General features: G+C 58.1%; 22 protein-coding genes and 1 tRNA gene. 7 read left to right on the forward strand and 16 right to left on the reverse strand.

Annotated elements, in window-relative coordinates:
- Positions 1 to 437: 437 nt before the first annotated feature.
- From msrQ to ACOTTU_RS07880, 5 genes are all read right to left on the reverse strand, one after another.
- On the reverse strand, positions 438 to 1,043 hold the full coding sequence (msrQ, locus tag ACOTTU_RS07860) for a protein-methionine-sulfoxide reductase heme-binding subunit MsrQ (RefSeq protein ID WP_425657147.1): 606 nt from the start codon (positions 1,041 to 1,043) through the stop codon (positions 438 to 440).
- Between the two features lie 24 nt (positions 1,044 to 1,067).
- On the reverse strand, positions 1,068 to 1,973 hold the full coding sequence (msrP, locus tag ACOTTU_RS07865; RefSeq protein WP_425657149.1) for a protein-methionine-sulfoxide reductase catalytic subunit MsrP: 906 nt from the start codon (positions 1,971 to 1,973) through the stop codon (positions 1,068 to 1,070).
- Between the two features lie 111 nt (positions 1,974 to 2,084).
- Positions 2,085 to 2,735, reverse strand: coding sequence for an HAD family hydrolase (locus ACOTTU_RS07870; protein WP_425657151.1), 651 nt, complete (start codon positions 2,733 to 2,735; stop codon positions 2,085 to 2,087).
- A 53-nt stretch (positions 2,736 to 2,788) separates the two neighbouring features.
- Positions 2,789 to 5,407, reverse strand: coding sequence for an ATP-dependent chaperone ClpB (clpB, locus tag ACOTTU_RS07875; RefSeq protein ID WP_425657153.1), 2,619 nt, complete (start codon positions 5,405 to 5,407; stop codon positions 2,789 to 2,791).
- A 15-nt stretch (positions 5,408 to 5,422) separates the two neighbouring features.
- Positions 5,423 to 5,599 carry a hypothetical protein gene (locus tag ACOTTU_RS07880; RefSeq protein WP_425657155.1) on the reverse strand — a complete coding sequence of 59 codons (177 nt, stop codon included), beginning with the start codon at positions 5,597 to 5,599 and terminating at the stop codon, positions 5,423 to 5,425.
- Between the two features lie 386 nt (positions 5,600 to 5,985).
- Here ACOTTU_RS07880 and pyrF point away from each other — a divergent pair, with 386 nt between their 5' ends.
- Positions 5,986 to 6,702 (forward strand): orotidine-5'-phosphate decarboxylase, encoded by a 717-nt coding sequence (gene pyrF / locus ACOTTU_RS07885; RefSeq protein WP_425657157.1) that lies wholly within the window; start codon positions 5,986 to 5,988, stop codon positions 6,700 to 6,702.
- Positions 6,703 to 7,194: 492 nt separating this feature from the next.
- Complete coding sequence (locus ACOTTU_RS07890; RefSeq protein ID WP_298915319.1) at positions 7,195 to 8,448, forward strand: DNA polymerase IV; 1,254 nt, start codon at positions 7,195 to 7,197, stop codon at positions 8,446 to 8,448.
- A gap of 1 nt (position 8,449) precedes the next feature.
- Here ACOTTU_RS07890 and ACOTTU_RS07895 read toward each other — a convergent pair whose 3' ends face one another.
- Entirely contained in the window at positions 8,450 to 9,310 is an 861-nt protein-coding gene (locus ACOTTU_RS07895; RefSeq protein WP_298915324.1) for an N-formylglutamate amidohydrolase, read from the reverse strand.
- Between the two features lie 148 nt (positions 9,311 to 9,458).
- Here ACOTTU_RS07895 and ACOTTU_RS07900 point away from each other — a divergent pair.
- Positions 9,459 to 9,533: transfer RNA gene (locus ACOTTU_RS07900), tRNA-Val, on the forward strand.
- A 77-nt stretch (positions 9,534 to 9,610) separates the two neighbouring features.
- Positions 9,611 to 9,736, forward strand: a complete 126-nt coding sequence (ykgO, locus tag ACOTTU_RS07905) for a type B 50S ribosomal protein L36 (RefSeq protein WP_005850168.1) — start codon at positions 9,611 to 9,613, stop codon at positions 9,734 to 9,736.
- A gap of 89 nt (positions 9,737 to 9,825) precedes the next feature.
- Here ykgO and ACOTTU_RS07910 read toward each other — a convergent pair whose 3' ends face one another.
- Positions 9,826 to 11,466 carry a Na/Pi cotransporter family protein gene (locus tag ACOTTU_RS07910; RefSeq protein ID WP_425657161.1) on the reverse strand — a complete coding sequence of 547 codons (1,641 nt, stop codon included), beginning with the start codon at positions 11,464 to 11,466 and terminating at the stop codon, positions 9,826 to 9,828.
- On the opposite strand from ACOTTU_RS07910, the gene ACOTTU_RS07915 reads away from it, so the two are divergent.
- A complete protein-coding gene (locus tag ACOTTU_RS07915; protein ID WP_425657163.1) occupies positions 11,465 to 11,809 on the forward strand; it encodes a hypothetical protein in 345 nt (114 codons plus the stop codon). The genes ACOTTU_RS07910 and ACOTTU_RS07915 overlap by 2 nt on opposite strands.
- A gap of 64 nt (positions 11,810 to 11,873) precedes the next feature.
- Entirely contained in the window at positions 11,874 to 12,749 is an 876-nt protein-coding gene (gene yghU / locus ACOTTU_RS07920) for a glutathione-dependent disulfide-bond oxidoreductase (protein ID WP_425657164.1), read from the forward strand.
- A 47-nt stretch (positions 12,750 to 12,796) separates the two neighbouring features.
- Here the strand turns inward: yghU and ACOTTU_RS07925 are convergent, their stop codons facing one another.
- From ACOTTU_RS07925 to ACOTTU_RS07955, 7 genes are all read right to left on the reverse strand, one after another.
- The gene (locus ACOTTU_RS07925) at positions 12,797 to 14,476 is read right to left on the reverse strand and encodes an ABC transporter permease (protein ID WP_425657166.1); all 1,680 of its coding nucleotides are present in this window, start codon (positions 14,474 to 14,476) and stop codon (positions 12,797 to 12,799) included.
- Between the two features lie 58 nt (positions 14,477 to 14,534).
- The gene (locus ACOTTU_RS07930; RefSeq protein WP_425657168.1) at positions 14,535 to 15,746 is read right to left on the reverse strand and encodes a phenylacetate--CoA ligase family protein; all 1,212 of its coding nucleotides are present in this window, start codon (positions 15,744 to 15,746) and stop codon (positions 14,535 to 14,537) included.
- Entirely contained in the window at positions 15,743 to 16,126 is a 384-nt protein-coding gene (locus ACOTTU_RS07935; protein WP_298915341.1) for a cupin domain-containing protein, read from the reverse strand. Before ACOTTU_RS07935 ends, ACOTTU_RS07930 begins: the two co-directional genes overlap by 4 nt.
- A 21-nt stretch (positions 16,127 to 16,147) precedes the next feature.
- Positions 16,148 to 16,984, reverse strand: coding sequence for an ABC transporter ATP-binding protein (locus tag ACOTTU_RS07940; RefSeq protein ID WP_298915344.1), 837 nt, complete (start codon positions 16,982 to 16,984; stop codon positions 16,148 to 16,150).
- A gap of 60 nt (positions 16,985 to 17,044) precedes the next feature.
- A complete protein-coding gene (locus ACOTTU_RS07945) occupies positions 17,045 to 18,328 on the reverse strand; it encodes an ABC transporter substrate-binding protein (protein ID WP_298915346.1) in 1,284 nt (427 codons plus the stop codon).
- 88 nt (positions 18,329 to 18,416) lie between these two features.
- Positions 18,417 to 19,493: a branched-chain amino acid ABC transporter permease gene (locus ACOTTU_RS07950; protein WP_298915348.1), complete on the reverse strand. Its 1,077-nt coding sequence runs from the start codon at positions 19,491 to 19,493 to the stop codon at positions 18,417 to 18,419.
- Positions 19,493 to 19,858 (reverse strand): GFA family protein, encoded by a 366-nt coding sequence (locus tag ACOTTU_RS07955; RefSeq protein WP_425657746.1) that lies wholly within the window; start codon positions 19,856 to 19,858, stop codon positions 19,493 to 19,495. Before ACOTTU_RS07955 ends, ACOTTU_RS07950 begins: the two co-directional genes overlap by 1 nt.
- A gap of 153 nt (positions 19,859 to 20,011) precedes the next feature.
- Between ACOTTU_RS07955 and ACOTTU_RS07960 the strand changes: the two genes are divergently transcribed.
- A complete protein-coding gene (locus tag ACOTTU_RS07960; protein ID WP_425657171.1) occupies positions 20,012 to 20,350 on the forward strand; it encodes an SHOCT domain-containing protein in 339 nt (112 codons plus the stop codon).
- 21 nt (positions 20,351 to 20,371) lie between these two features.
- Here the strand turns inward: ACOTTU_RS07960 and ACOTTU_RS07965 are convergent, their stop codons facing one another.
- Positions 20,372 to 21,361 carry a branched-chain amino acid ABC transporter permease gene (locus ACOTTU_RS07965; protein WP_298915355.1) on the reverse strand — a complete coding sequence of 330 codons (990 nt, stop codon included), beginning with the start codon at positions 21,359 to 21,361 and terminating at the stop codon, positions 20,372 to 20,374.
- Entirely contained in the window at positions 21,361 to 21,858 is a 498-nt protein-coding gene (locus tag ACOTTU_RS07970) for a hypothetical protein (RefSeq protein WP_425657173.1), read from the reverse strand. The genes ACOTTU_RS07965 and ACOTTU_RS07970 overlap by 1 nt, the downstream gene beginning before the upstream one ends.
- Positions 21,859 to 22,145: the final 287 nt, after the last annotated feature.

The raw sequence follows: 22,145 nt of genomic DNA on the forward strand, positions 1-22,145 counted from the left end.
CTCGTCTCGGTCTGTGGCGTCGCCGCCCCGTCCCGCCCGTCTGGCGCCCCAACAATGCATCGCTGCGTCGCCGGTGAGGGGGGTTCTAAGGTTACTCCAACCCACCCGCAACCCCTTTTTTCGGAAAACGTCATTTTTTTTTCATGTTTCTTTATTGTGCCCTGAATTCAGCGGGTTGCTTGGCAAAAGTTCCTCAAAACATGCGCCATTAGCAACTCTATTTCGTTGACCGCGCGCAAGGGCCAGACCATCAACCGCTATATATAGCGTTAGGTAAATACGCGACCCCAAGTCACCTTGAGTCTCCGCCTCTTAAAAGGCCGACTCAACCCTTCGATATGCAGGCCCCGGGACTTCCAAAGCAACGCCCGATCCCTCTGCGTCCCATCAAGGCCCAGAGGCACCGCTAGGCACGCTGATCGAGAGGCAAAGTCTTGTCAGACAGCTTGTTTGCGGCGCGCCGTGGGAAGTCGCAGCATTAAGAGACCAACGATGACCGCCATGTAAACCATCGGCTCCACCGACCAGGTTTTGGTCAGCATCAGGTAATGCAATCCACCCAGGAATACCGCCACATATGAGAGACGGTGAAGCTTGCGCCATCTGGTCCCAAGCTTGCGTACGGAAAGGTTGTTCGAGGTTACCGCCAAAGGCAGAAGCAACAGAAAGGCCGCCATGCCGATGGTGATGTAGGGCCGTTTGACAATATCGGTCCAGATTTGACTGATGATCCCGACATCGAGCACCAACCAAACCAGCAAGTGCAACGCGACATAACTAAAGGCAAGAAGCCCAAACGCTCGTCGAAATTTCAACAGGTTCAGCCCGAGCCAACGGCGCAATGGCGTGATCGTCAGCCCGATGATCAGCAGTTGCAAGGCAATCTCGCCAAGCTCGTGTTCAAGCGCCTTGATCGGCTCACGTCCCAGACCGCCGGTTTGCGCAAGATACAACAGATATGGCACCGGCAACAGATACAGCACATAGACCGCCCAGACGGGTATCCGGCGCGCGAATGTATTTATCCAGTCAACGACAGTCATAGAGGCACTCTAACACAAGAGAAGTTAAAAGTTGGCTCGCAGATCCATGCCTTCGTAGAGGCTGGCAACTTCTTCTTCGTACCCGTTGAACTTCAGGGTCGGCACGCGCGGCGAAAACAGCCCACCGCCGATCTTGCGCTCGGACGCCTGGGACCAGCGTGGGTGATCGACCTCCGGGTTCACATTGGCATAAAACCCGTATTCGCTGGCCTGAAGGGCTTTCCAGGTATTGATCGGCTCTTCATCGGTCAGGGTGATCTTCACAATCGACTTGATCGACTTGAAACCATATTTCCACGGCACCACAAGCCGCATGGGTGCACCATTCTGGTTGGGAATGGTCTTGCCGTAAATCCCCGTGGCCATGATCGTCAGCGGGTGCAGAGCCTCATCCAGACGCAGACCCTCCACATAGGGCCAGTCGATGGTGCGGTATTTCTGGCCCCGCATTTCCTCGGGCCGGTAGAGTGTCTCGAAGCGGACGAACTTCGCCTCGGCCTTCACCCCTGCCATCTCCAGCAAATCCGCCAGTTCAAAACCATTCCAGGGGATCACCATGGACCAGGCTTCAACACAGCGGAACCGGTAGATGCGCTCTTCGACCGTCATCCGCGCCATGATGTCCTTGAAATCGTAATCGCCGGGTCTATCCACCAGCCCGTCGATGGTCACTGTCCAGGGATCGGTCGTCAGCGCCTCGGCATAGGCCGCCGGGTCGCCTTTGCCGGTGCCGAATTCGTAGAAGTTGTTATATTCCGTGATGTCTTCCCAGGAGTTGGGCTCCAACGCTTCCTCAGCCGCGGCCTGCGTACCCAGACCAGCCATCCCGAAGCCTGCCGCAGCCCCCGCCATCACCTGACGACGGTTCAGAAACAGGCGTTCAGAAGTGACGTCTTCATGGGTCAGCGTGTTGGTCCAACGGTGTGCCATTTGTTACTCCTGCGTGATCGCGTTGCGCTTCATGTAGAGAGTAGTACGCGCAGCACCAAACCAATTCGAGTCACGAATGAGACAGGAAACTGTAACGTTTGCCGCGCCCGCTCACAGGCCAAGCATACCGGGCAAGTCTTTCATGGAGGTAAAAAGCCGGTCGCAAACGGGTTTCATGCGCCCCCGATCGCTCTGGGCGACATAGCCGAATGTGATCATCCCGGCAGCCTGTCCGGCGCGCGCGCCGCTGGGGCTGTCATCCACAACCACGCAACGATCCACGGCGATACCGGCATCGCGCGCCGCTTTCAGATACACGTCCGGGGCCGGTTTGGGCGTTGCTACATCTTCGCGCGACACGATCCTGCCCCTGAAACGGTCCATCAAGCCCGTGCGGGTCAGTGTGATCTCCATCTTGCGGTGCGGTCCGTTTGAGCCCACCGCATACAGGATGCCTGCCGCATCCAACGCATCCAGCACCGGCTTGATATCCGGGATCAGTTCAACCTCCTGGGCAAGCACATCAAACATTTCCGCGTAAATCGCGTCCAGCCAGTCCTCCGGCAGGTCTGCACCCAGTTCCCGGCTTTTTTGCATCACGCCCATCATGGTGCCGCCAACAAATAGTTCGGTTATCCGGTCGAGGGAAATATCCAGCCCATGACGTGCCAAATTATTACGCATGACCACATTGGTCAGCGGTTCACTGTCAACGAGAACACCGTCGCAGTCGAATATCACCATGTCGGGGGGGAGGATCATGAAAAAGGCCGGGTCATATGCCCGGCCTTTCTGACGTTATTTCCAAAGCGGCGTCAATGGATGACGGCATCATCCGGTTTGGGTCTGTTGGTCGCGGTAACACGGTCTCCGATGATCAGCCCTTCACTGCCTGCTGATATGACCAGCGTGTCGCCGTCCTTCACATCGCTCGCCAGAAGCATTTCAGCCAGGGGGTCCTGCAAGGCTCGCTGGATCACCCGTTTGAGCGGCCGCGCGCCAAACACCGGATCATAGCCCTCATCAGCCAGCCATTTGCGCGCACCGTCATCCAGATCGAGCGTGATTTTCCGCGCCGCGAGCCTCTTGAGAAGCCGCGCCAGCTGGATATCGACAATGCCGTCCATGTCCTCGCGGCCCAGCCGGTCAAAGATGATGGTTTCATCCAGCCGGTTCAGAAATTCCGGCCGGAAATGCGCACGCACCGCGTCCATCACGTCACGCTTGGCATCAGAGGCATCCGCGCCATCGGGCAAGCGGCTGAGGCTCTGTGCGCCCAGGTTCGATGTCAGGATGATGAGCGTCTGTTTGAAATCCACCGTCCGGCCCTGACCATCGGTCAGCACCCCATCGTCAAGCACCTGCAAGAGCACGTTGAAAACATCCGGGTGCGCCTTTTCGACCTCATCAAAGAGCACGACCTGATAGGGACGCCGGCGCACGCTTTCGGTCAGCGCGCCGCCCTCATCATATCCAACATAACCCGGAGGGGCACCGATCAGACGGGCAACGCTGTGTTTTTCCATGTATTCCGACATGTCAATGCGCACCATCGCGTTGTCATCGTCGAATAGGAATTCCGCCACGGCCTTGGTCAACTCGGTCTTGCCGACACCGGTTGGCCCCAGAAACAGGAACGACCCCAGCGGGCGGTTTTCGTCATTCAGACCGGCCCGCGCGCGGCGCACCGCATTGGCAACAGCACGCACAGCCGTAGCCTGCCCGATCACCCGCTTGTGCAATTGATCTTCCATGCGCAACAGCTTGTCGCGTTCGCCTTCCAGCATTTTGCCCGCCGGAATACCTGTCCAGCGCTCGACAACGCTGGCGATCTGTTCGGGCCGCACCGCTTCCTCGACCATCATGTCGCCCTCGTCGCGTCCTTCGGCATCCTGCAACTGCTTTTCGATCTGCGGGATCACCCCGTAGGATAGCTCCCCGGCCTTGGCCAGATTGCCCTCGCGCTTGGCGATCTCCAGCTCGGCGCGGGCGTGATCCAGCTTTTCCTTCAGATCCCGCGCGCTGGACAGCTTGTCGCGTTCCGCCTGCCACTGCGCGGTCATCCCGTCACTGCGTTCCTGCAAATCGGCGAGGTCCTTCTCCAGCGTTTCCAGGCGGTCCTTGCTGGCACTGTCATCTTCCAGCCGCAGGGCTTCGGCCTCGATCTGCATCTGCAATATCTGGCGGTCCAACGCGTCCAGTTCTTCGGGTTTGCTGTCCACTTCCATGCGCAACCGGCTGGCCGCCTCATCCACAAGGTCAATGGCCTTGTCCGGCAGGAACCGGTCGGTGATATAGCGATGGCTCAGCGTCGAGGCCGCCACCAGCGCAGAATCCGATATCCGCACCCCGTGGTGCAACTCGTATTTCTCCTTGATCCCGCGCAGGATGCTGACCGTGTCCTCCACCGTGGGCTCCAAGATCATCACCGGCTGAAAACGGCGCGCAAGGGCCGCGTCCTTCTCTACATATTTGCGGTATTCATCGAGCGTTGTGGCCCCCACGCAATGCAGTTCACCGCGCGCAAGGGCGGGTTTGATCAGGTTCGCCGCATCCATCGCGCCATCGGCCTTGCCCGCGCCCACCAGCGTGTGCATCTCGTCAATGAAAAGGATGATCTCGCCGGCAGCTTCCGTCACTTCAGTCAGCACAGCTTTGAGGCGCTCCTCGAACTCGCCGCGATATTTCGCGCCGGCGATCAGCGCGCCCATATCAAGCGCCAGAAGTTTCTTGTTGCGCAGGCTTTCGGGCACATCACCATTGACGATACGCAGGGCCAACCCTTCGGCAATCGCGGTTTTACCCACACCCGGCTCACCAATCAGCACCGGGTTGTTCTTGGTGCGCCGCGACAACACCTGCATGGCGCGGCGGATTTCCTCGTCACGGCCAATGATCGGGTCAATCTTGCCCTCTTTTGCCCGCTCGGTCAGATCCAACGCGTATTTCTTCAACGCATCATACCCCTCCTCTGCGGTTGCCGTATCAGCCTTGCGCCCCTTGCGAACATCATTGATCGCGGAATTCAGGGCTTGAGCGGTCACACCCCCCGCATCAAGCGCAGATTTCGCACCCGATTTCACCATACAGAGCGCCATAAGCAGCCGTTCTACCGGCACAAAACTGTCACCCGCCTTTTTGGCCAAGGCTTCCGCTTCGACAAGAACTTTCTGTGTTGCGTTGTCGAGATACACCTGAGCGGCGTCGCCACTGACCTTCGGCATCTTGGTGAGCGCCAATTCAAGCGACTGCATCACCTGGGCAGGTTTGCCGCCAGCTGCAGAGATCAGGTTGCTCGCCAACCCCTGATCATCATCCAACAATGCTTTCAACATGTGCTCAGGGGCCAGCCGCTGGTGGCTTTCCCGTGTCGCGATCGTCTGGGCAGCCTGAATGAAGCCGCGCGACCGTTCCGTGAACTTGGTCAAGTCCATGGGTTTTCTCCTTTTCTAAAGCGCCCCGTAATGCTGCGCCCGACTTGGCGGCACGTCAGCGGAAAGGGCCTTGGATGTTATTTGGGGGACGTAAGACCGCGCTTCAAGAGGGGCGCGGCCTTCGATCACCCGCAACCAGATTAGGCGCAAAAATTGACCCTTTCGCTGATCCAGATCAAAACCGTTTCTCATGGGAACCTCACCAGCCCTTTCCCCGTTACCCCAGCCTTTCCAATGCCTATCTATACGTCATCAAAACGCGCAAATTACTCCACTTCCAACGCGCCTGATTACGAATAGTGCTTAACCATTTGGCTTGTTCTGCCAGTTCCAGTCATGCGTTCCGGTCGATTTTCTGCTGACCGGGCGCATGAGCGGTCGAAATCAATAAGGTTCTGTTTGCCGTAAGAACGTTAACGGGACGGTAAGATCAGAACCGCCAACGACCGCGAGTACCCACCTGACCCGGAACATGGCCTCGGCATGTCTTCCGGGTCTTTTTACATCCAACTGCAGGGCACATGGACATGGGACAATCCAGCCCCTAAGGAAGCGTCAGGCCAAGGGGAGCGAAAAGCATGGCAGATGACAGATTGATCGTGGCGCTGGATGTACCAAACGCGCTGGCGGGCCATCAACTGGCGGAAAGACTTGGCGACGCCGTCAGTTTTTACAAGATCGGTCTGGGCATGCTGACGGGCGGCGGTCTGGCTTTGGCCAACGAACTTAAACAGGAGCATGGCAAGCGCATCTTTCTGGATATGAAGCTCTTCGACATAGGTGCAACGGTCGAGGCAGCGGTGCGGGGTTTAGCGCAGTTCGACCTCGATTTCCTGACGGTCCACGGCGACCCGCATGTGGTTCGCGCAGCCAAGGAAGGGGCAGCAGGGTCGGAAACAAAAATTCTGGCCGTAACCATTCTGACCTCTCTTGACCGTACCGATCTCGATGCTTGCCAGATGCGTCCCGGTGATCTCTCCGAATTGGTCGCCGCCCGCGCCCAGGCGGCGTTTGAGGCCGGTGCGGATGGTGTCATTGCATCGCCTCGTGAGGCGGCGATGATTCGCACCCTGCCAGATGCTGGAAACCGTCTGATCGTAACGCCGGGCGTGCGTCCGGCAGGTGCCGATCTGGGAGATCAGAAACGAGTCGCAACCCCGGCAAACGCCATTGCTGATGGCGCAGATCACATCGTTGTCGGCCGTCCGGTATGGAAATCCTCCGATCCGCGCGCGGCGGCAATGCGCATTTTGGCAGAGCTCAACAGCCCGCAAGCCTTAAGTCCAAACCACTGAACTCGAAGAATAATGCCAGGTTATCCACAACATCACATAACCAGCACATAAATCGAGAAATCTACAAACTGTGTCCCGGAAACAACAGAATACAGGATGTTGTTTGCCCTCGGCATTCGCGGTTAGGCGCATTCGCCTTTAAGTGGTAAGTTGACGTAAGGTGATACTCCCCAACGAACCGCGTCTTCCTGAGGTTCGTTACCTCCCCCCGCTTAATGCAGCGGGGGGTTTTTCTGTACCCATCATGTCCGCAGCCACAAAACAGGGCCCAGGTTCGATGCGGATACATTGCTCGTCTTCCCACGAACACATAGATACTTACAGACGCCTCTATCTGCGTTCCATTTTCCCTGAAATGGCAGTTCGAACATGGTGCCGAAGCTACGGCTTTGGCGCATGCCCAAACGGAATGGAGCCCCGAAGCCCATGTTCATTTGCAGCAGGACGGCGTAGGATCGCAAGATATCTCAACCAACTCAAAAGCCCTCGCAGATGCCTGCTCTTTGCCGCGATTGCCTGACCGAATTTGATGCCGCGCGCCGGTGCCCGTCCTGCGCCAGTCCCCGCATCATCACGCACCCTGAGCTTTTCGCCTTGTCGATCGCCCATATGGATTGCGACGCCTTTTACGCATCGGTTGAAAAGCGGGATGACCCAAGCCTCGAAGGCAAGCCGGTCATCATCGGTGGCGGACGTCGCGGTGTCGTGTCTACGGCCTGCTACGTCGCCCGCATCCGCGGGGTAAAGTCGGCGATGCCAATGTTTCAGGCCCTTAAGCTTTGCCCCGAAGCCGTTATCATCAAACCCCGAATGAGCGCCTATGTGGAAGCGTCGCGCGCCATTCGCGCAATGATGGAAGAACTGACCCCGGACATTGAGCCGCTGTCGCTGGATGAGGCTTTCATGGATCTTTCGGGCACCGAGCGGCTGCATGGTGCTCCGCCCGCTGTGATGCTGGCCCGTCTGATCCGGCGGATGCGCACCGAATTGGGTCTGACCGGCTCCATTGGCCTGTCACACAACAAGTTTCTGGCGAAGGTGGCATCAGATCTCGACAAACCGCACGGCTTTTCAGTGATCGGCAAGGCGGAGACGGAGAGTTTTCTGCGTCATAAACCGGTACGTTTGATCTGGGGTGTCGGTCCGGCGGCACAGGCCGGTTTTGAAAAGGCAGGTATTCGGACTTTCTCGGACCTCTTGCGGTGGGAGCGCACTGACCTCATCGCGCGTTTCGGATCGATGGGCGACCGCTTGTGGCATCTTGCACGTGGACAGGACCGCCGTCGCATATCTGCCCACACACCTGTAAAATCCATCTCCAACGAGACCACATTTTTTGAAGATACCAGCGATCCGGAGTTGCTTGATGGACACCTGTGGCGCATGGCCGAAAAAGTATCGGATCGCGCCAAGGCAAAGGATATTGCCGGGCGGGTGGTCACCCTCAAGCTGAAACGCGCTGACCACTCGTTGATTTCAAGACGGCTCAGCCTTCGGGATGCAACGCAACTGGCCGACACCATTTACAGAACAGCGCGTGCGTTGTTTGACCAGCTTGGAGATCAAGGGCCATACCGGTTGTTGGGTTGTGGCCTTTCCGACCTCGTTGATGCGGCTGGTGCCGACCGATCCGGTGATCTGCTGGATCAGGATGCCACGCAAAGAGTTCAGGCTGAGCGGGCAACAGACGAAATTCGCGCCCGCTTTGGCCCTGAGGCTATCCTGAAAGGCCGCGCGCTCAGGTAGGTTATTCGGCCGCCAGCGGCCTGCGCTCCTGACCAATTTGCGCAATCTCGGCAATGACAGACCGCAAAGCACGCTGCACATCGGCAAAATGCTCGGAGGGCTTGATCTGCTTTTCGTCCATGTAAATGGCACGATCAATTTCAACCTGCACGGCATGCTGGCCGCGCGAGGGACGACCGTAAGCCTGGGTCACATAGGCCCCGGCAAAGGGGGCATTGCGCGTTACGGCGAAACCCGCATCGCGAAAGGCCATCTCCACACGGTCGACCACATCACCAGCGGCGGCTGCGCCAAATCGGTCTCCCAGCACAACTTCGGGGCATTTGGCACCCGTCCGGGCAATGCCCTGCAACGCCTCGTGCGGCATGGAGTGGCAATCTATCAAGACAGCCTGACCATGATGCGTGACAGCGCGGTCCAGCAAGCTTTGCAACATCTCATGATAGGGATGCCAGTAGTCAGCGAGCCGTTGATTCGCTTCGAGAATGCTCAGCTTGCCCCGGTAGATCGCCCGACCATTCGCGACCACGCGCGGGATCACACCCAGACCCGAGGCAACACGGGGATTGTGACCGCGCCGACGCACGCCAACGATGAGCGCCGGGTCAAGCTCATCACTGCTGCGGTTCAGGTCAACAAACGCACGCGGGGCGCGCGCCTTGAGAAAGCTTGCACCGAACTGCGGCGCGGATTCGAATAGTTGATCTACAAATGCGTCTTCAGACGACCGGATCGCCTTATCATCCAGCACCGTGGCCCGTAAAAGCGATGCAGGATAATGACGCCCGCTGTGAGGTGACGCAAACACCACGCAAGACTGGTTGCTTTGGGGATAAAAAACTTCAAAAGCCGGCTTCAGCATAGGGGTTCCTCTTGGTCAGACCATAACCCATAAAATACAATGGCCGAAAGCCCTTGATCTTGGCCGCGACTCCTTTTAAAGACCCCGCTACCGGCGCGTTTTTCGCGCCCCATTTTTATTCGGGGCAACGGAAATCGTGTGATATAGGGGGTGATTAGCTCAGCGGTAGAGCACTTCGTTGACATCGAAGGGGTCACTGGTTCGATCCCAGTATCGCCCACCACCTGATGAACTGGTCCGGATTTTCCGGATCGCCCGCAACCCGGCGCTGGCCCGCGCCACGACATGAGGAGACCGACCATGAAGGTTCGCAATTCGCTCCGCTCGCTCAAGAATCGGCACCGCGACTGCCGTGTTGTGCGTCGCAAAGGCCGCGTTTACGTAATCAACAAAACGCAACGCCGGTTCAAAGCCCGCCAGGGCTGAAGACCCGCGCGATCAACTCGTAAAAGCCGCTCCTTTTGGGGCGGTTTTTTGCTTTGTAGCTAGGACATGCCCACGTATCGGGGATTTGATTACCTTTGACGCACGTCTATATCTTCGAATTCCTGCTCAATCAGCCGTGTCTCTAGAAGCTGTCCACCACGATATAAGAGTGGATAGGCTGCGGAGGCGACATGGCTGTTGAAATCCCGCAGAGAACTGACGGTTTCGAGATGTATGTCGCTGGAATCAAAACTGATCTGGACACCTTCGCTCAACCGCTTGAGGTGTCTTTTACGGCTTTTTCGCTCCATCCGGGCCATCTCCTGCTTTTCTTCCAGCAACAGCCGTGCACTTTCCAGATCGTCTGAGACCAGAAGGTTCGATGCCAGTTGCAGATTGGCTTTGACCTGCTCGTGCATGCTCTGGATTTCCGCAGCACCGCTCTCAGAAAATCTGATCCCCTTTTGAGCTTTCTCTTTTGCCAGCGGGATGAGCCTCTTGGCCACGATATCGCCGGCGGTTTCAATCGCGATTGCGTATTCCGCCAACTCACGGACGCGCTTGTTCTCGGCCTTGCTCAAGGCACTGCCCTGCAATGCAGCAGAATAACGGCGAACGTCATCGAGAGCCGCGTTCACATAGGCATCTTCTGACAATACCGCGCGGGCCTGGGTGGGATCGTACTTTGTATAGGCATCCATGATCGACGCAAACATGGTCTCGACCAGTTGGAGCATGCGCAGAACTTCGCGCTTGAGATTTGCGATCGCCAGATGTGGCTTGTCCAGCACCGTTTCATCAAGCGTCGACCTGTGGAAAGGCGATTGCTCTTCAAGCGAGGGGGCAGGATCCGGCAAGAGGCGCGCAATCGGTGCTTCCAAACGGTTCGCAAAGATCAGCAAGGTCAGAAGTAACATGTTGAACAGGATATGAGCATTGATCAACGTCTGCGCCGAAGTCATTGATCCGATGTAGGGCAGCAGATCCAATTTATTGACCGCGCATAGAACGATGAAGGCCCCGGCCCCACGCAGCGCAAGATTTGCAACCGGAACACGACGCGCCGCATTGACCATGCCGCGCGTCAGCCAGACCGGGATCAGCGCGCTGCCCAGATTTGCCCCCAGCACCAATGAAACCCCTGCAACAACCGGGATTGCCCCCACCGATACCAGCGTGACGCACATCAAGATGACGGCAACGCTGGAGTGCATCAGGAAGGCCAACGAGGCGCCTACCACGAAAGCGCTGATGAAATCGGTTGCCAAGTAATCAGCGATAACCGGTAAAAACGCACTGTCCCGGATCGGATCCATGGTTTCTCGCAAAAACCGCAGGGAAATCAGGATGAAGGCAATGCCCAGCACGATACGACCGGCTTGTTTGAGCTTGCGCTGTTGGGATTTGATGAACAAACCGCCCCCAACCGCAAGAAGGACGGGCACCAGCCACTGCAGATCGAACGAGAAGACCTGAATAAGCAATGCGGACCCCAAATCCGCGCCCAGAACCACGGCGAGCCCCGAACCAAAGGAGATTGCCCCGGCGGTTGAAAACCCGGCAACCAGCAAGGCAACCGCGGCGGAGCTTTGCAGGATCACAGCCAGCGTCAGACCGGCTAGCGCCGCGCTCGCCCGGTTGCGGTTTTGCGTCACGACGCGTTGGAAAGAGGCCCCAAAGGCGCGCTCTATGCCCGTCCTGACCATCCGGACCGCAAACAGCAAGAGCATGGTTGCGCCCATCAACTGGACAAGAAAGGAGATGATCAGCATAGGGCACTTTCGTTCATTCTTGCGTCCGGATCAGAAAGGCTGGCCAACCAGCCACAGACCAAAACGCATGGCCGGGTTACGGCGCGATGGCATTAAGGGTCTTTTGGTGACAGGCTTTGCAGGCAGGGTCAATCAACGTCATGCACGCCTGAGGACTTCCGCAACACGCCATTCTTTAGGTCGTAAAATGGCCACTGACACCATGAAACAAGCCACGGCCTGCATTTCTCGATCACCTGCGTTCAAGGTAAAATTCAAGCAAGGCATTGACGTTTTGATCAGCCATGCCTTTGTTTTGTGAAACCTTGTACTGTCTGACAAACGGCATAAGTGCAGTTCTCAATCCTAGCTGACAAAGGCCTTCCATGACCAAAGCACTTGAATACACCCCGCCGAAAATCTGGACATGGGACGCCGAGAATGGCGGCCAGTTTGCCAGCATCAACCGCCCCATTGCAGGTGCGACACATGACAAGGAGTTGCCTGTTGGCAAACATCCATTTCAGCTCTACTCCCTTGCCACTCCCAACGGCGTCAAGGTCACGGTTCTGCTTGAAGAGCTGCTCGCCCTAGGCATCAAGGACGCCGAGTATGACGCCTGGCTGATCAAGATTGGCGACGGAGATCAGTTCGGCAGCGGATTTGTCGAGGTGAATCCAAACTCCAAAATCCCTGCCCTGATGGACCGGTCGGGCGCCACACCCCAACGCATCTTCGAATCCGGCGCGATCCTGCTGCATCTGGCGGAAAAATTCGGGAAGTTCATACCAACCGATCCTGCCGCGCGCGCGGAAACCTTGTCCTGGCTATTCTGGCAAATGGGCTCAGCGCCCTATCTCGGGGGCGGGTTTGGCCACTTCTACGCATATGCGCCGGAGAAATTCGAGTACCCGATCAATCGTTTCGCGATGGAGACCAAGCGCCAACTCGATGTGCTGGACCGGCAATTGGCGACCCGCGACTTCATTGCCGGATCGGACTACACCATAGCCGATATCGCGATCTGGTCATGGTATGGGCAACTGGTACTCGGCAGGCTCTATGACGCCGCCGAATTCCTGGATGTAGAGAGCTACAAACACGTCCTGCGATGGGCCAAGGCGATTGATGCGCGCCCGGCCGTACAACGGGGCCGCATGGTCAACCGCAGCTTTGGCGAGCCCGAAATGCAATTGCACGAGCGTCACGACGCGAGTGATTTTGAGACCAGAACCCAGGATAAGATTGGCGAAAACGCCTGACCGTCTTGCTGGATCGGTCAGCACCAAAGGTGCTGACTGGCACGGGGTTACCGCTGCCGCCCGACCTGACGGCAAATCAGGATCACCGGCAGCAGACCGATGGCGACGATCACCAGGCTGGGCACGGCAGCACCTTCCAAACGCTCGTCAGAGGCCAGCCGGTAGGCCTGCACAGCCAGTGTGTCATAATTGAAAGGCCGCATGATCAGGGTCGCGGGCAGTTCCTTCATCACATCCACGAAGACGATCAACAACGCCGTCAACAAGCTTGGGGCCAAAATGGGCAGGTGCACCCGGCGCAACGTACCCATGGCGCTCTGTCCCAAAGACCGTGCGGCAGCATCCATGTTGACCGGCACCATTGCCTGACCGCCCTCATAGGCACCCATGGCAGCGGCCAGAAAACGCACCATATAGGCCATGACCAATAACCAGATGGATCCGGTGATCAGAAGCCCGGTAGAAATATCGAAGGTGCTGCGCATCCATGCGTCCAGCGTATTGTCAAAAAGGGCAAATGGCACCATCAGCCCGACGGCAATCACCCCGCCGGGGACCGCATAGCCCAAACGCGCCACATAGGCGGCGGCTTGCGATCTGCGACCCGGTCGCGCGCGCTGATAAAAGCCGACCAGGATCGCCGCACCCACTGTGACAACAGCCGCTGTTGCCGCCAAAGTCACCGAGTTCTGAATGAAGCCCAGATAGCGTGGACTGAGCAGGTTTTGTTCTGATCCAAGCCCCATGCTCAGTAAGACGACTATCGGCAGGACCGCGCCGAAAAGTACCGGAATCCCGCACAGGATAATTGCCAGGATCGCCCTGGGCCCTTGCAACGCCGCAGCTTCCATCGGCTGCTGGCGACGGGCCGTATCATGGTATTTCGCGCGCCCCCGCTGCGCGCGTTCCAGCATCGCGAGCAGCAGCGCAAAACTCAGAAGGCAAAGGGCGAGCTGTGCCGCCCCGGCGCGATCTGCCAGCGTGAACCAGCTTGTGTAAATGCCGGTCGCAAACGTCTGAACCCCGAAATAGGCCACTGTTCCGAAATCAGCGATGGTTTCCATGACGGCCAGCAGAACACCTCCTGCGATGGCCGGGCGGGCAAGGGGCAGACTGATCCTGAAAAAAGCGGCCCAGGCGGATGCGCCAAGGGCTCGGGCGGCCAGAAATGTCGTTGCACTTTGCTGCAGAAAAGCAGCTCGCGCCAGAAGATAGACGTAAGGATAGAGCACCAGAACCAGCATTGCAGCGGCCCCACCCAAAGAGCGCACCTCCGGGAACCAATAATCCCGCGGCCCCCACCCGGTCAGATCGCGCAAAGTGCTTTGTACGATGCCGGGATGATCCAGAACATGGGTATAGGCATAGGCCAGCACATAAGCCGGGAAAGCCAGTGGCAGCACCAAGGTGATCTCGAAAAACCGAACTCCCGGGAAGCGGGTCATGGTCACCAACCACGCCGCCCCGACCCCCAGGGCAAACGTGCCCGCAGCCACCAGAATGACCAGCGTGGCGGTGGTGCCTGCATAGCGTGGCAGCACCGTGTCCATCAGGTGCGATATGGTGTCCGTGCCGCCGCTCAAGGCGGCGATGGCCACAGCCAGCATTGGCAGGAGACAGATCGCCGCGATCACTGAGGCCCAGGACGATAGCCCGCGCAATCCATCGCCGGGCCTGCGCTGTCGCGCGGCTGCTCGGATTGGGGTAACGGAAGGTACGTCTGACATGAGGTCTTTTTCGACACTTTTTGTCGGAATTACCAGCCCCGTTCGCAGGCACGCCGCCTCAGGTGGTTTCGTAGTCGCGCTGATCCTCGATCACCAGACCGTCTTTCGGCAGGCTGCCAGGGCTCACGACCTCGATAATGCCCTTGAGTTTCAGCGTCGCCGCCACACTGGCCGCGTAATCCTCGGCCGCACCACCCGTCGTCTCCAGCTGGACCGTCATCGCGTCCTGCGTTCCGTCGCGGCGGGCGATGACCCGCGCCTTGACGATTTCATCATGGCGGGCCACGAGATTTGCAACCTGCTCGGGGCGCACAAACATTCCCTTGATCTTGGTTGTCTGGTCCGCGCGCCCCATCCACCCCTTGATGCGCATGTTCGTCCGCCCGCAGGGGCTTTGACCGGGCAAAGCTGCGCTCAGATCACCTGTCGCAAAGCGGATCAGCGGGTAATCGGGGTTAAGCGTGGTCACGACCACCTCCCCTACCTCTCCCGGTGCGACGGGCTCGCCAGAACCGGGTGTCACGATTTCGACGATAACCCCCTCATCGACAATCATCCCCTCCATTGCCGGGCTCTCATAGGCGATATTGCCCAAATCGGCGGTGGCATAGCATTGCAGACAGGTGATGCCGCGATCCGCATAGGCCTGCCGCATCGCCGGGAACAGAGCACCGCCGCCTACCGCCGCCTTGGTGAAGTTCAAGGCAACATCCAACGCATCAGACTTGTCCAAAAGTACCTTCAGGTAGTCCGGCGTACCGGCATAGGCAGTGGACCCGACCGCCTTGGCGGCCTGCACCTGTAGTTCAGTCTGGCCGGTGCCCGCTGGCAGGACGGTGGCCCCAACAGCACGCGCCCCGGACTCGAAAATCATGCCTGCTGGCGTCAGATGGTATCCAAAACAATTCTGAACGACATCACCTGCACCAATACCGACCGCATGCAAAAACCGGCCCATGCGCCACCAGTCGTGGGTTACGCCACCCGGCTCATAGATCGGCCCCGGGGATTGGAAAACATGCGCCGCGTTACGCACGGGTATCCCCCCGAAGGGCGGGTTGTCAGCCTGCCAGGCGGCCAGATCGGATTTGCGCAAGACCGGCAACTTTCGCAGATCGGCCAAATCCTGAACGCTTCCATCTTCGATTCGACAAGCCCCGGGCGTCGCCGCGACACGTGCTATGTTGGCCTGAAGCGCCTGCAGCTGCGCTGCCGCGCGCGCGTCTGCGCTACGGGTTTCCAAATCGTCATAGTGGGTATTCATTCTCATTCAGCCACTGTCTGAAAGGGTTGGTCGGCGCGCAGAATATGGGTTGTGACAATCTCGATGTCTGTCTGCCCCTGATTGGTCACACCCCCATGAACCTGACCCGCAGGAAAAAACATCGGCGTGCCGGCCGGCAGCGTCACCTCCTTACCATTGGGCATCAAGGCCTGCCCACCCACGATCATAACGGCATGTTCATCGCCGGGGTGGATGTGCAAAGGAATGCGCCCACCCGGTTTGACCGTCAGCTTCGAGACAATGACAACAGTGCCTTCCGCATTGCTGAGAGGTTTTTCATTCAATATCTCCCGCACAACCAGTTCTTCGGCGGCAACGGGCGCGGCCATCAGCGCCACGAAAATGGCAAAGGCAATCTGTCTCATCGCATGTCTCCGTTATTGGGGTTATGATAGCCAGCGTTTGCGGCGGCGATAGCTGCGCACATCGCGGAAGGATTTGCGTCCCTCTTCCGACATGCCCAGGTAGAATTCTTTCACATCCGGGTTCTCGCGCAGCTCACCTGCCGGGCCATCCATCACCACCCGGCCTGATTCCAGAATATAGCCGTAATGGGCGAACCGCAGCGCTACATTGGTGTTCTGCTCGGCCAGCAGGAAGGTCACGCCTTCGTTTTCATTGACTGATTTAACGATTTCGAAAATCTGTTCGACCAGTTGCGGGGCCAGCCCCATCGATGGCTCATCCAGCAGGATCGTCTCGGGTCGCGACATCAGCGCGCGCCCGATGGCGCACATCTGCTGTTCGCCCCCCGAAGTATAGCCCGCCTGGCTTTTGCGCCGTTCTTTCAGGCGCGGGAAATAGGTGTACACAAGCTCCAGATCGGCCTGGATCGCAGCATTGCCGTCTTTACGGGTATAGGCCCCGGTCAGCAGGTTCTCTTCAACTGTCAGATGCTCAAAACAATGACGCCCCTCCATTACCTGAACCACACCGCGTTTCACGGTCTCTGCCGGGTCCTGATGCTGAATAACCTCACCGCGATAGCGGATCGACCCTTTAGTCACTTCGCCGCGCTCGGAGGCCAGAAGCCCCGAGATTGCCTTGAGCGTCGTGGTCTTGCCGGCCCCGTTTCCGCCCAGCAGGGCGGTGATCCCACCTTTAGGCACATTCAGGCTGACGCCCTTCAACACGAGGATCACATGGTTGTAGATTACCTCGATATTATTGACCTCCAGCACCGTATCGGGCTTCGTGTCCTGTTGCTTGGCGGCGTCCAGCATCGTGCATTGACCTTCCGTTTAGGGGATGCCCCGGCAGCGAAACCGCCGGGGCCATGTTGCTTAGTTGCAGTTGGATGCGATGTTGTTCTCTGCCTTGAACGCAGCAGAATCCTCATCAATCAACGGCTGGATGACGCTCATGTCCGTCGGTGCAAAATCCGAAATCGTCACGAACTCGCCCGCACTCGCGTCCCATTGCGTGACGGCCACCATGCCTTCGCCGCCGTGGTTTTCACATGAGACGGAGAACGACGGACCAAAGCCTGGCAGTCCATTGGCGGCCATTACATCCTCCGTGATCACCAGCGCTTCCATACCATCGCGCATCTGACCGGAGGTGATGTCATCCACCCCATGCATCTTCTGCGCCACTTTTACCGCCTCTGCGGCCAGCATGGCGGCATAGATACCCCGGTTGTAGGGCACGGTACCAAGCTGATCGCCCGCACCCGCAGCCTTGCCTGTGTCGACCACGTATTTCTGCAGGTCTTCGTAGAGCGGGAAATCATCGCCCACCGCTGTCAGCGCCAACGCCTTGAACCCATTGGCCTTGTCACCGGCCGGGGTCACATCGATCTCAGCCCCCGACCACCAGATGCCGATGAAGTTTTCCATCGGAAAACGGATGTTGGCGGCTTCTTGCACGGCCACCTGGTTCATCACACCCCAGCCGTACATGATCACATTGTCCGGCTTTTCACGGCGGATTTGCAGCCATTGGGATTTCTGTTCCTGTCCGGGGTGATCAACCGCCAGCAGGCTCAGCTCGAACCCGTGCTTTTCACTGAGCTTCTCCAGCGTCCGGATGGGCTCCTTGCCATAGGCGGAGTTGTGGTAAACCAGTGCGATCTTCTTGCCAGATATATCGCCACCATTCTGTTCCAGAATGTGGTTGATCGCGGCGGATGCCCCGTTCCAGTAGTTGGCTGGGTAGTTGAAAACATGGCTGAAGACATCGCCGTTAGCCGCAGATGTCCTGCCATACCCCATGGAGTGAATCGGAATGTCATCCGCCGTGGCCTTGGGGATCAACTGGTAGGTGATGCCGGTGGAAAGCGGTTGGTACACCAATGCGCCTTCACCTTTGGTGCTCTCATAGCACTCCACGCCTTTTTCGGTGTTATAGCCGGTCTCGCATTCCAGCACGCGTGCTGCCACGCCGCCGATGCCTCCGTCACGCTCGTTCAGCAGCGTGAAGTAATCCGCATACCCATCGGCAAACGGAATGCCGCCCGCCGCATATGGTCCTGTCCGGTAGCTCAGCGATGGAAAGACAAGATCCGCCATCACGGGGCTTGCCGCCATCAGGCCGGCCACGGCCATTGTTCCCAGTTTATACTTCATCGGTGTTACCTCCCTTGGTGTTTGTCCGATATCCCGGGTGCCCGGGGTCTTCGAGGCGGGTTTGCCCGCCGTTATTCTGCAGCCCGCCCTAGTGCGGGAAGGGCCACAATCTCAGTTTCTCCTTGGCAACGCGCCAAAGCTGCGCCAGACCGTGCGGTTCCGCGATCAGGAAGACCACGATTAGACCGCCCACAATCACCAGGTTCAGGTGCGCCACGATGTCCGTGGGCCAGCCCAGCCAATCCACGCCAATGACTTTCAGCAGCACCGGCAGCAGCACCAGAAATGCAGCCCCCGCAAAGGAACCAAAGATCGAACCGAGGCCCCCAATGATGATCATGAAGAGCACGAGAAAGGATTTAGTGATGCCAAAGGCCTCGCCCACTTCCACCGCACCCAGATAAACCGCAAAGAACAGCGCGCCGCTGATCCCGACAAAGAAGGACGACACAGCAAAGGCCGTCAGCTTGGCCTTGAGCGGGTTCACCCCGATGATTTCCGCCGCGATATCCATGTCGCGAATGGCCATCCACTGCCGCCCCACCGATCCGCGTGTCAAGTTGCGCGCCACTACCGCGGAGAAGATCGTGAAGATCAGGCAGAACATGTAGGTGGCCCAGGCTTCGGTGTTGGGCCCGGTGATCAGGATGCCGAAGGTGTCGCGTTCGGGGGCGTTGATCTGACCGCTGGCAGAATAATTGTAGAACCACGACACACGGTTAAACAGCCAGACCAGAAAGAACTGCGCCGCCAGTGTCGCCACCGCCAGATAGAACCCTTTGATGCGCAGGCTCGGCAGGCCGAAGAGCACGCCCACAGCGGCGGTAATCCCACCCGCCAGCAGCACATGGATGAACATGCTGACTTCGGGAAAGGCCGTCATCAGCTTGTAACAGGCATAGGCCCCCACAGCCATAAAACCACCTGTTCCCAGACTCACCTGCCCGCAGTAGCCCACCAGAATATTCAGCCCGATCGCCGCGATCGCATAGATCAGAAACGGCATGAAAATCGAATTGACCCAGTAGTCATTGATCATAAACGGAATGACAAAAATCGCGACAAAGAGCACTGCATAGTATCGCCAGCGGTCAAACTTGATCGGAAAGGTTTGGCTGTCTTCAGAATAGGTGGTGCTGAAGTCACCGGCTTCACGATAGAGCATTAGTCGGCTCCCTGAATTTCTGGGTTGTAGTTGACGCCATCAAGCCAAGGCACCGGATCGACATCGCGGGGATTGACGCCTTCAAGGCCGCCCACGTTCACGCCGAAATCCGACGTGTTCGAACTGCGCCGGTGATGCGTGTAACATCCGCAAATGCTGCAAAAGTAATGCTCTGCCCGCCGAGGGCCGAACTGGTAGAGTGCCAGGGCCGCACCACGTATCACCTTCAGGTCGCCATCGCGCACGGAGACATTCATGGCTCCTCTGCGGCGACAAAAAGAACAATCGCACCGACGCGCGGTCTCCAAGTCTTCGGCCAGGATGACCTTCAACTCGCTGGCGCCACAATGGCACGTCAGGCGCATTGGAATACCTTTTGTCATCGACAGACCCCCGATCTGCACCGGCGCGTTTTCGCACTGATAACGGCATTAACCAGATCACAATCTTTCACAGATTTTCCCAATTCTGCCCCATTTCCCCCGGCAAGACCGCTCGTGGGGGAAGGAGTGGAAGACATGACGGCCATCCTCAAGGAAATACGCCAACTGGAAGAGCGTCTGGCACGTGGCGAGATTTCAGATGTCGCGTATCTGGCGCAACGGGCGCAACTGATCGAAAGTGTCGACGTTGTGGAGACCGAGTTCGTTGATGCGGACCCAGCACTCCAAAAGACCCGCAAGGGAAAATCCGGCTCAATGATCTGGGGACTTGGGATCATAATATGTTTGCTTGTTGTGGGCGTCTGTCTGGCCCTGGCCATGCTGACATTTGCGGACTTCAATCTGGCGTTGACGCTGGGTGTCACGGTTCTTGCGGCCCTGAGTGTGGCGCTCTTCCGCAGTCTGGAAGAATAGCGCATTGCAACCGCGCCTGTCTCACACGCGTTCAATGATCTTCTCCCCGAACAGACCCTGCGGACGAAACACCAGAAAGACCAGCGCCAGCATATAGGCGAACCAGTTTTCCGTAGCCCCCCCAAGGTAGGGTGCGCCGATCAGGAACTCGAAAAGCTTCTCGCCCACGCCGATGATCAGCCCGCCGACAATGGCACCGGGGATCGAGGTGAACCCACCCAGCATCAGCACCGGCAGCGCCTTGAGCGCGATCAGTGACAGCGAGAACTGCACCCCTGACTTCGCCCCCCACATGATGCCCGCAACCAGCGCCACGAACCCGGCCAGCGACCAGACCAGAATCCAGATGAAATTCAGCGACACGCCGACGGACAAGGCCGCCTGATGGTCATCTGCCACCGCGCGCATGGCCCGACCCTGCTTGGTATATTGCGCGAACATGACCAGTCCGATCACCAGCAATGCCGCCACCACGGAGGCCACAATATCCAGATTGTCGATGAAAAAGCCGTAACCGAACCAGCCGAAAGTGGCCTCGTCAATGGCGACGTTGATGCCCTGCGGCAGCCCCACATCGAGCGTTTTGATATCGGAGCCCCACATGAGGTCTCCGACCCCTTCGAGGAAATAGGCGAGCCCGATGGTCGCCATGAACAGAATGATCGGCTCCTGCCCCACGAGGTAGCGAAAGATGTAGCGTTGCACCATCCAGGCGAGCAAAATCATCACGCCGATGGTCAGAATGATCGACAGGAACGCAGGGATGCTCCATCCGAAATAATGAATGTCCGTGCCAAAAATCGCATTGATCAAATGCGCAAAAGGCACCTGCCCATTCATGATCCCGTAAAGGGTCATGGCGGCAAACAGCGCCATGACCCCTTGTGCAAAGTTGAAAATGCCGCTGGCCTTATAGATCAAGACGAACCCCAGGGCGACAAGTGCATAAAGCACCCCCGCCATCAGACCGTTCAGGAAAACCTCGATGGTAAAGGCCAGCTGTTCCGGCATCAGTTTGCTCCTTGCCCCAGCAGAGCGCGGGTGTGCTCGCGCTCCGGCTGATATGATACTTTGAGCCGGGTCAGACCCGCCTCGCTCAGGTTCCAGTTCAGGGTGATCTCGGTGACCCGCCCATCATCGCGCGGTGCGGCCAGAAAGACAGCGGCATAAGCGCGTGGCATCTCGCGTTTCGATACAGGCTCAAACGGGGCGGTGGCCGCAAACTGCGCCCCCTCCCCCTCGCGCCAGTCGCGATAGGCCAAAAGCAGGTCCGAATACTGCATTCCCGTCATCAAGAGTTCGCACGACGGGTATTCATCGCCGTAGACCACAGCCACCTGCGGGTTCGGCGTCGTCATGTAACCCAGCGTGACCTGCGTCAGTTCGCTAGCCGCGAAGCGCGCCCGCGCGCCGCTGGGGATTTCGCGCAGGTTTGACCGGTCCAGAGAGGACGGATCATCCAGATAAGCTGCGCAGTAGGATTGATAGACAGCGCAGGTCTCTTGCATTGCAGGTGTTGGTTCTTCGCAGAATCTCGGCCCTGCTTCAGCTTGCGCGCCTGTGAACACTATACTTCCAAGGGCGAACGCGCCCATTAACCACCAATTACTCATGTGTACCCTCCAAACGGTATCCATTGTCCGTCTGCTCTGTGACACCGGCCCACGCGGGTCGGCATTGCATGAAGGACAGGATCGCCGGCAGACTAAGCATGATCTTGCCCATGCTTTGGTGGTACCACGGAAACAATCCGCCGATGGTTAACCATTTGTTCAAAAAATATAACAGGAGTGGT

The sequence above is a fragment of the Roseobacter sp. EG26 genome, assembly GCF_049830555.1.
GTDB lineage: Bacteria > Pseudomonadota > Alphaproteobacteria > Rhodobacterales > Rhodobacteraceae > Roseobacter.

What these genes read in the sequence shown, in the direction of transcription:
- msrQ (WP_425657147.1), bottom strand. Translation starts at nt 1,043, where the DNA reads ATGACTGTCGTTGACTGGATAAATACATTCGCGCGCCGGATACCCGTC.
- msrP (WP_425657149.1), bottom strand. Translation starts at nt 1,973, where the DNA reads ATGGCACACCGTTGGACCAACACGCTGACCCATGAAGACGTCACTTCT.
- ACOTTU_RS07870 (WP_425657151.1), bottom strand. Translation starts at nt 2,735, where the DNA reads ATGATCCTCCCCCCCGACATGGTGATATTCGACTGCGACGGTGTTCTC.
- clpB (WP_425657153.1), bottom strand. Translation starts at nt 5,407, where the DNA reads ATGGACTTGACCAAGTTCACGGAACGGTCGCGCGGCTTCATTCAGGCT.
- ACOTTU_RS07880 (WP_425657155.1), bottom strand. Translation starts at nt 5,599, where the DNA reads ATGAGAAACGGTTTTGATCTGGATCAGCGAAAGGGTCAATTTTTGCGC.
- pyrF (WP_425657157.1), top strand. Translation starts at nt 5,986, where the DNA reads ATGGCAGATGACAGATTGATCGTGGCGCTGGATGTACCAAACGCGCTG.
- ACOTTU_RS07890 (WP_298915319.1), top strand. Translation starts at nt 7,195, where the DNA reads ATGCCTGCTCTTTGCCGCGATTGCCTGACCGAATTTGATGCCGCGCGC.
- ACOTTU_RS07895 (WP_298915324.1), bottom strand. Translation starts at nt 9,310, where the DNA reads ATGCTGAAGCCGGCTTTTGAAGTTTTTTATCCCCAAAGCAACCAGTCT.
- ykgO (WP_005850168.1), top strand. Translation starts at nt 9,611, where the DNA reads ATGAAGGTTCGCAATTCGCTCCGCTCGCTCAAGAATCGGCACCGCGAC.
- ACOTTU_RS07915 (WP_425657163.1), top strand. Translation starts at nt 11,465, where the DNA reads ATGGTTGCGCCCATCAACTGGACAAGAAAGGAGATGATCAGCATAGGG.
- ACOTTU_RS07910 (WP_425657161.1), bottom strand. Translation starts at nt 11,466, where the DNA reads ATGCTCTTGCTGTTTGCGGTCCGGATGGTCAGGACGGGCATAGAGCGC.
- yghU (WP_425657164.1), top strand. Translation starts at nt 11,874, where the DNA reads ATGACCAAAGCACTTGAATACACCCCGCCGAAAATCTGGACATGGGAC.
- ACOTTU_RS07925 (WP_425657166.1), bottom strand. Translation starts at nt 14,476, where the DNA reads ATGTCAGACGTACCTTCCGTTACCCCAATCCGAGCAGCCGCGCGACAG.
- ACOTTU_RS07930 (WP_425657168.1), bottom strand. Translation starts at nt 15,746, where the DNA reads ATGAGAATGAATACCCACTATGACGATTTGGAAACCCGTAGCGCAGAC.
- ACOTTU_RS07935 (WP_298915341.1), bottom strand. Translation starts at nt 16,126, where the DNA reads ATGAGACAGATTGCCTTTGCCATTTTCGTGGCGCTGATGGCCGCGCCC.
- ACOTTU_RS07940 (WP_298915344.1), bottom strand. Translation starts at nt 16,984, where the DNA reads ATGCTGGACGCCGCCAAGCAACAGGACACGAAGCCCGATACGGTGCTG.
- ACOTTU_RS07945 (WP_298915346.1), bottom strand. Translation starts at nt 18,328, where the DNA reads ATGAAGTATAAACTGGGAACAATGGCCGTGGCCGGCCTGATGGCGGCA.
- ACOTTU_RS07950 (WP_298915348.1), bottom strand. Translation starts at nt 19,493, where the DNA reads ATGCTCTATCGTGAAGCCGGTGACTTCAGCACCACCTATTCTGAAGAC.
- ACOTTU_RS07955 (WP_425657746.1), bottom strand. Translation starts at nt 19,858, where the DNA reads ATGCGCCTGACGTGCCATTGTGGCGCCAGCGAGTTGAAGGTCATCCTG.
- ACOTTU_RS07960 (WP_425657171.1), top strand. Translation starts at nt 20,012, where the DNA reads ATGACGGCCATCCTCAAGGAAATACGCCAACTGGAAGAGCGTCTGGCA.
- ACOTTU_RS07965 (WP_298915355.1), bottom strand. Translation starts at nt 21,361, where the DNA reads ATGCCGGAACAGCTGGCCTTTACCATCGAGGTTTTCCTGAACGGTCTG.
- ACOTTU_RS07970 (WP_425657173.1), bottom strand. Translation starts at nt 21,858, where the DNA reads ATGCAAGAGACCTGCGCTGTCTATCAATCCTACTGCGCAGCTTATCTG.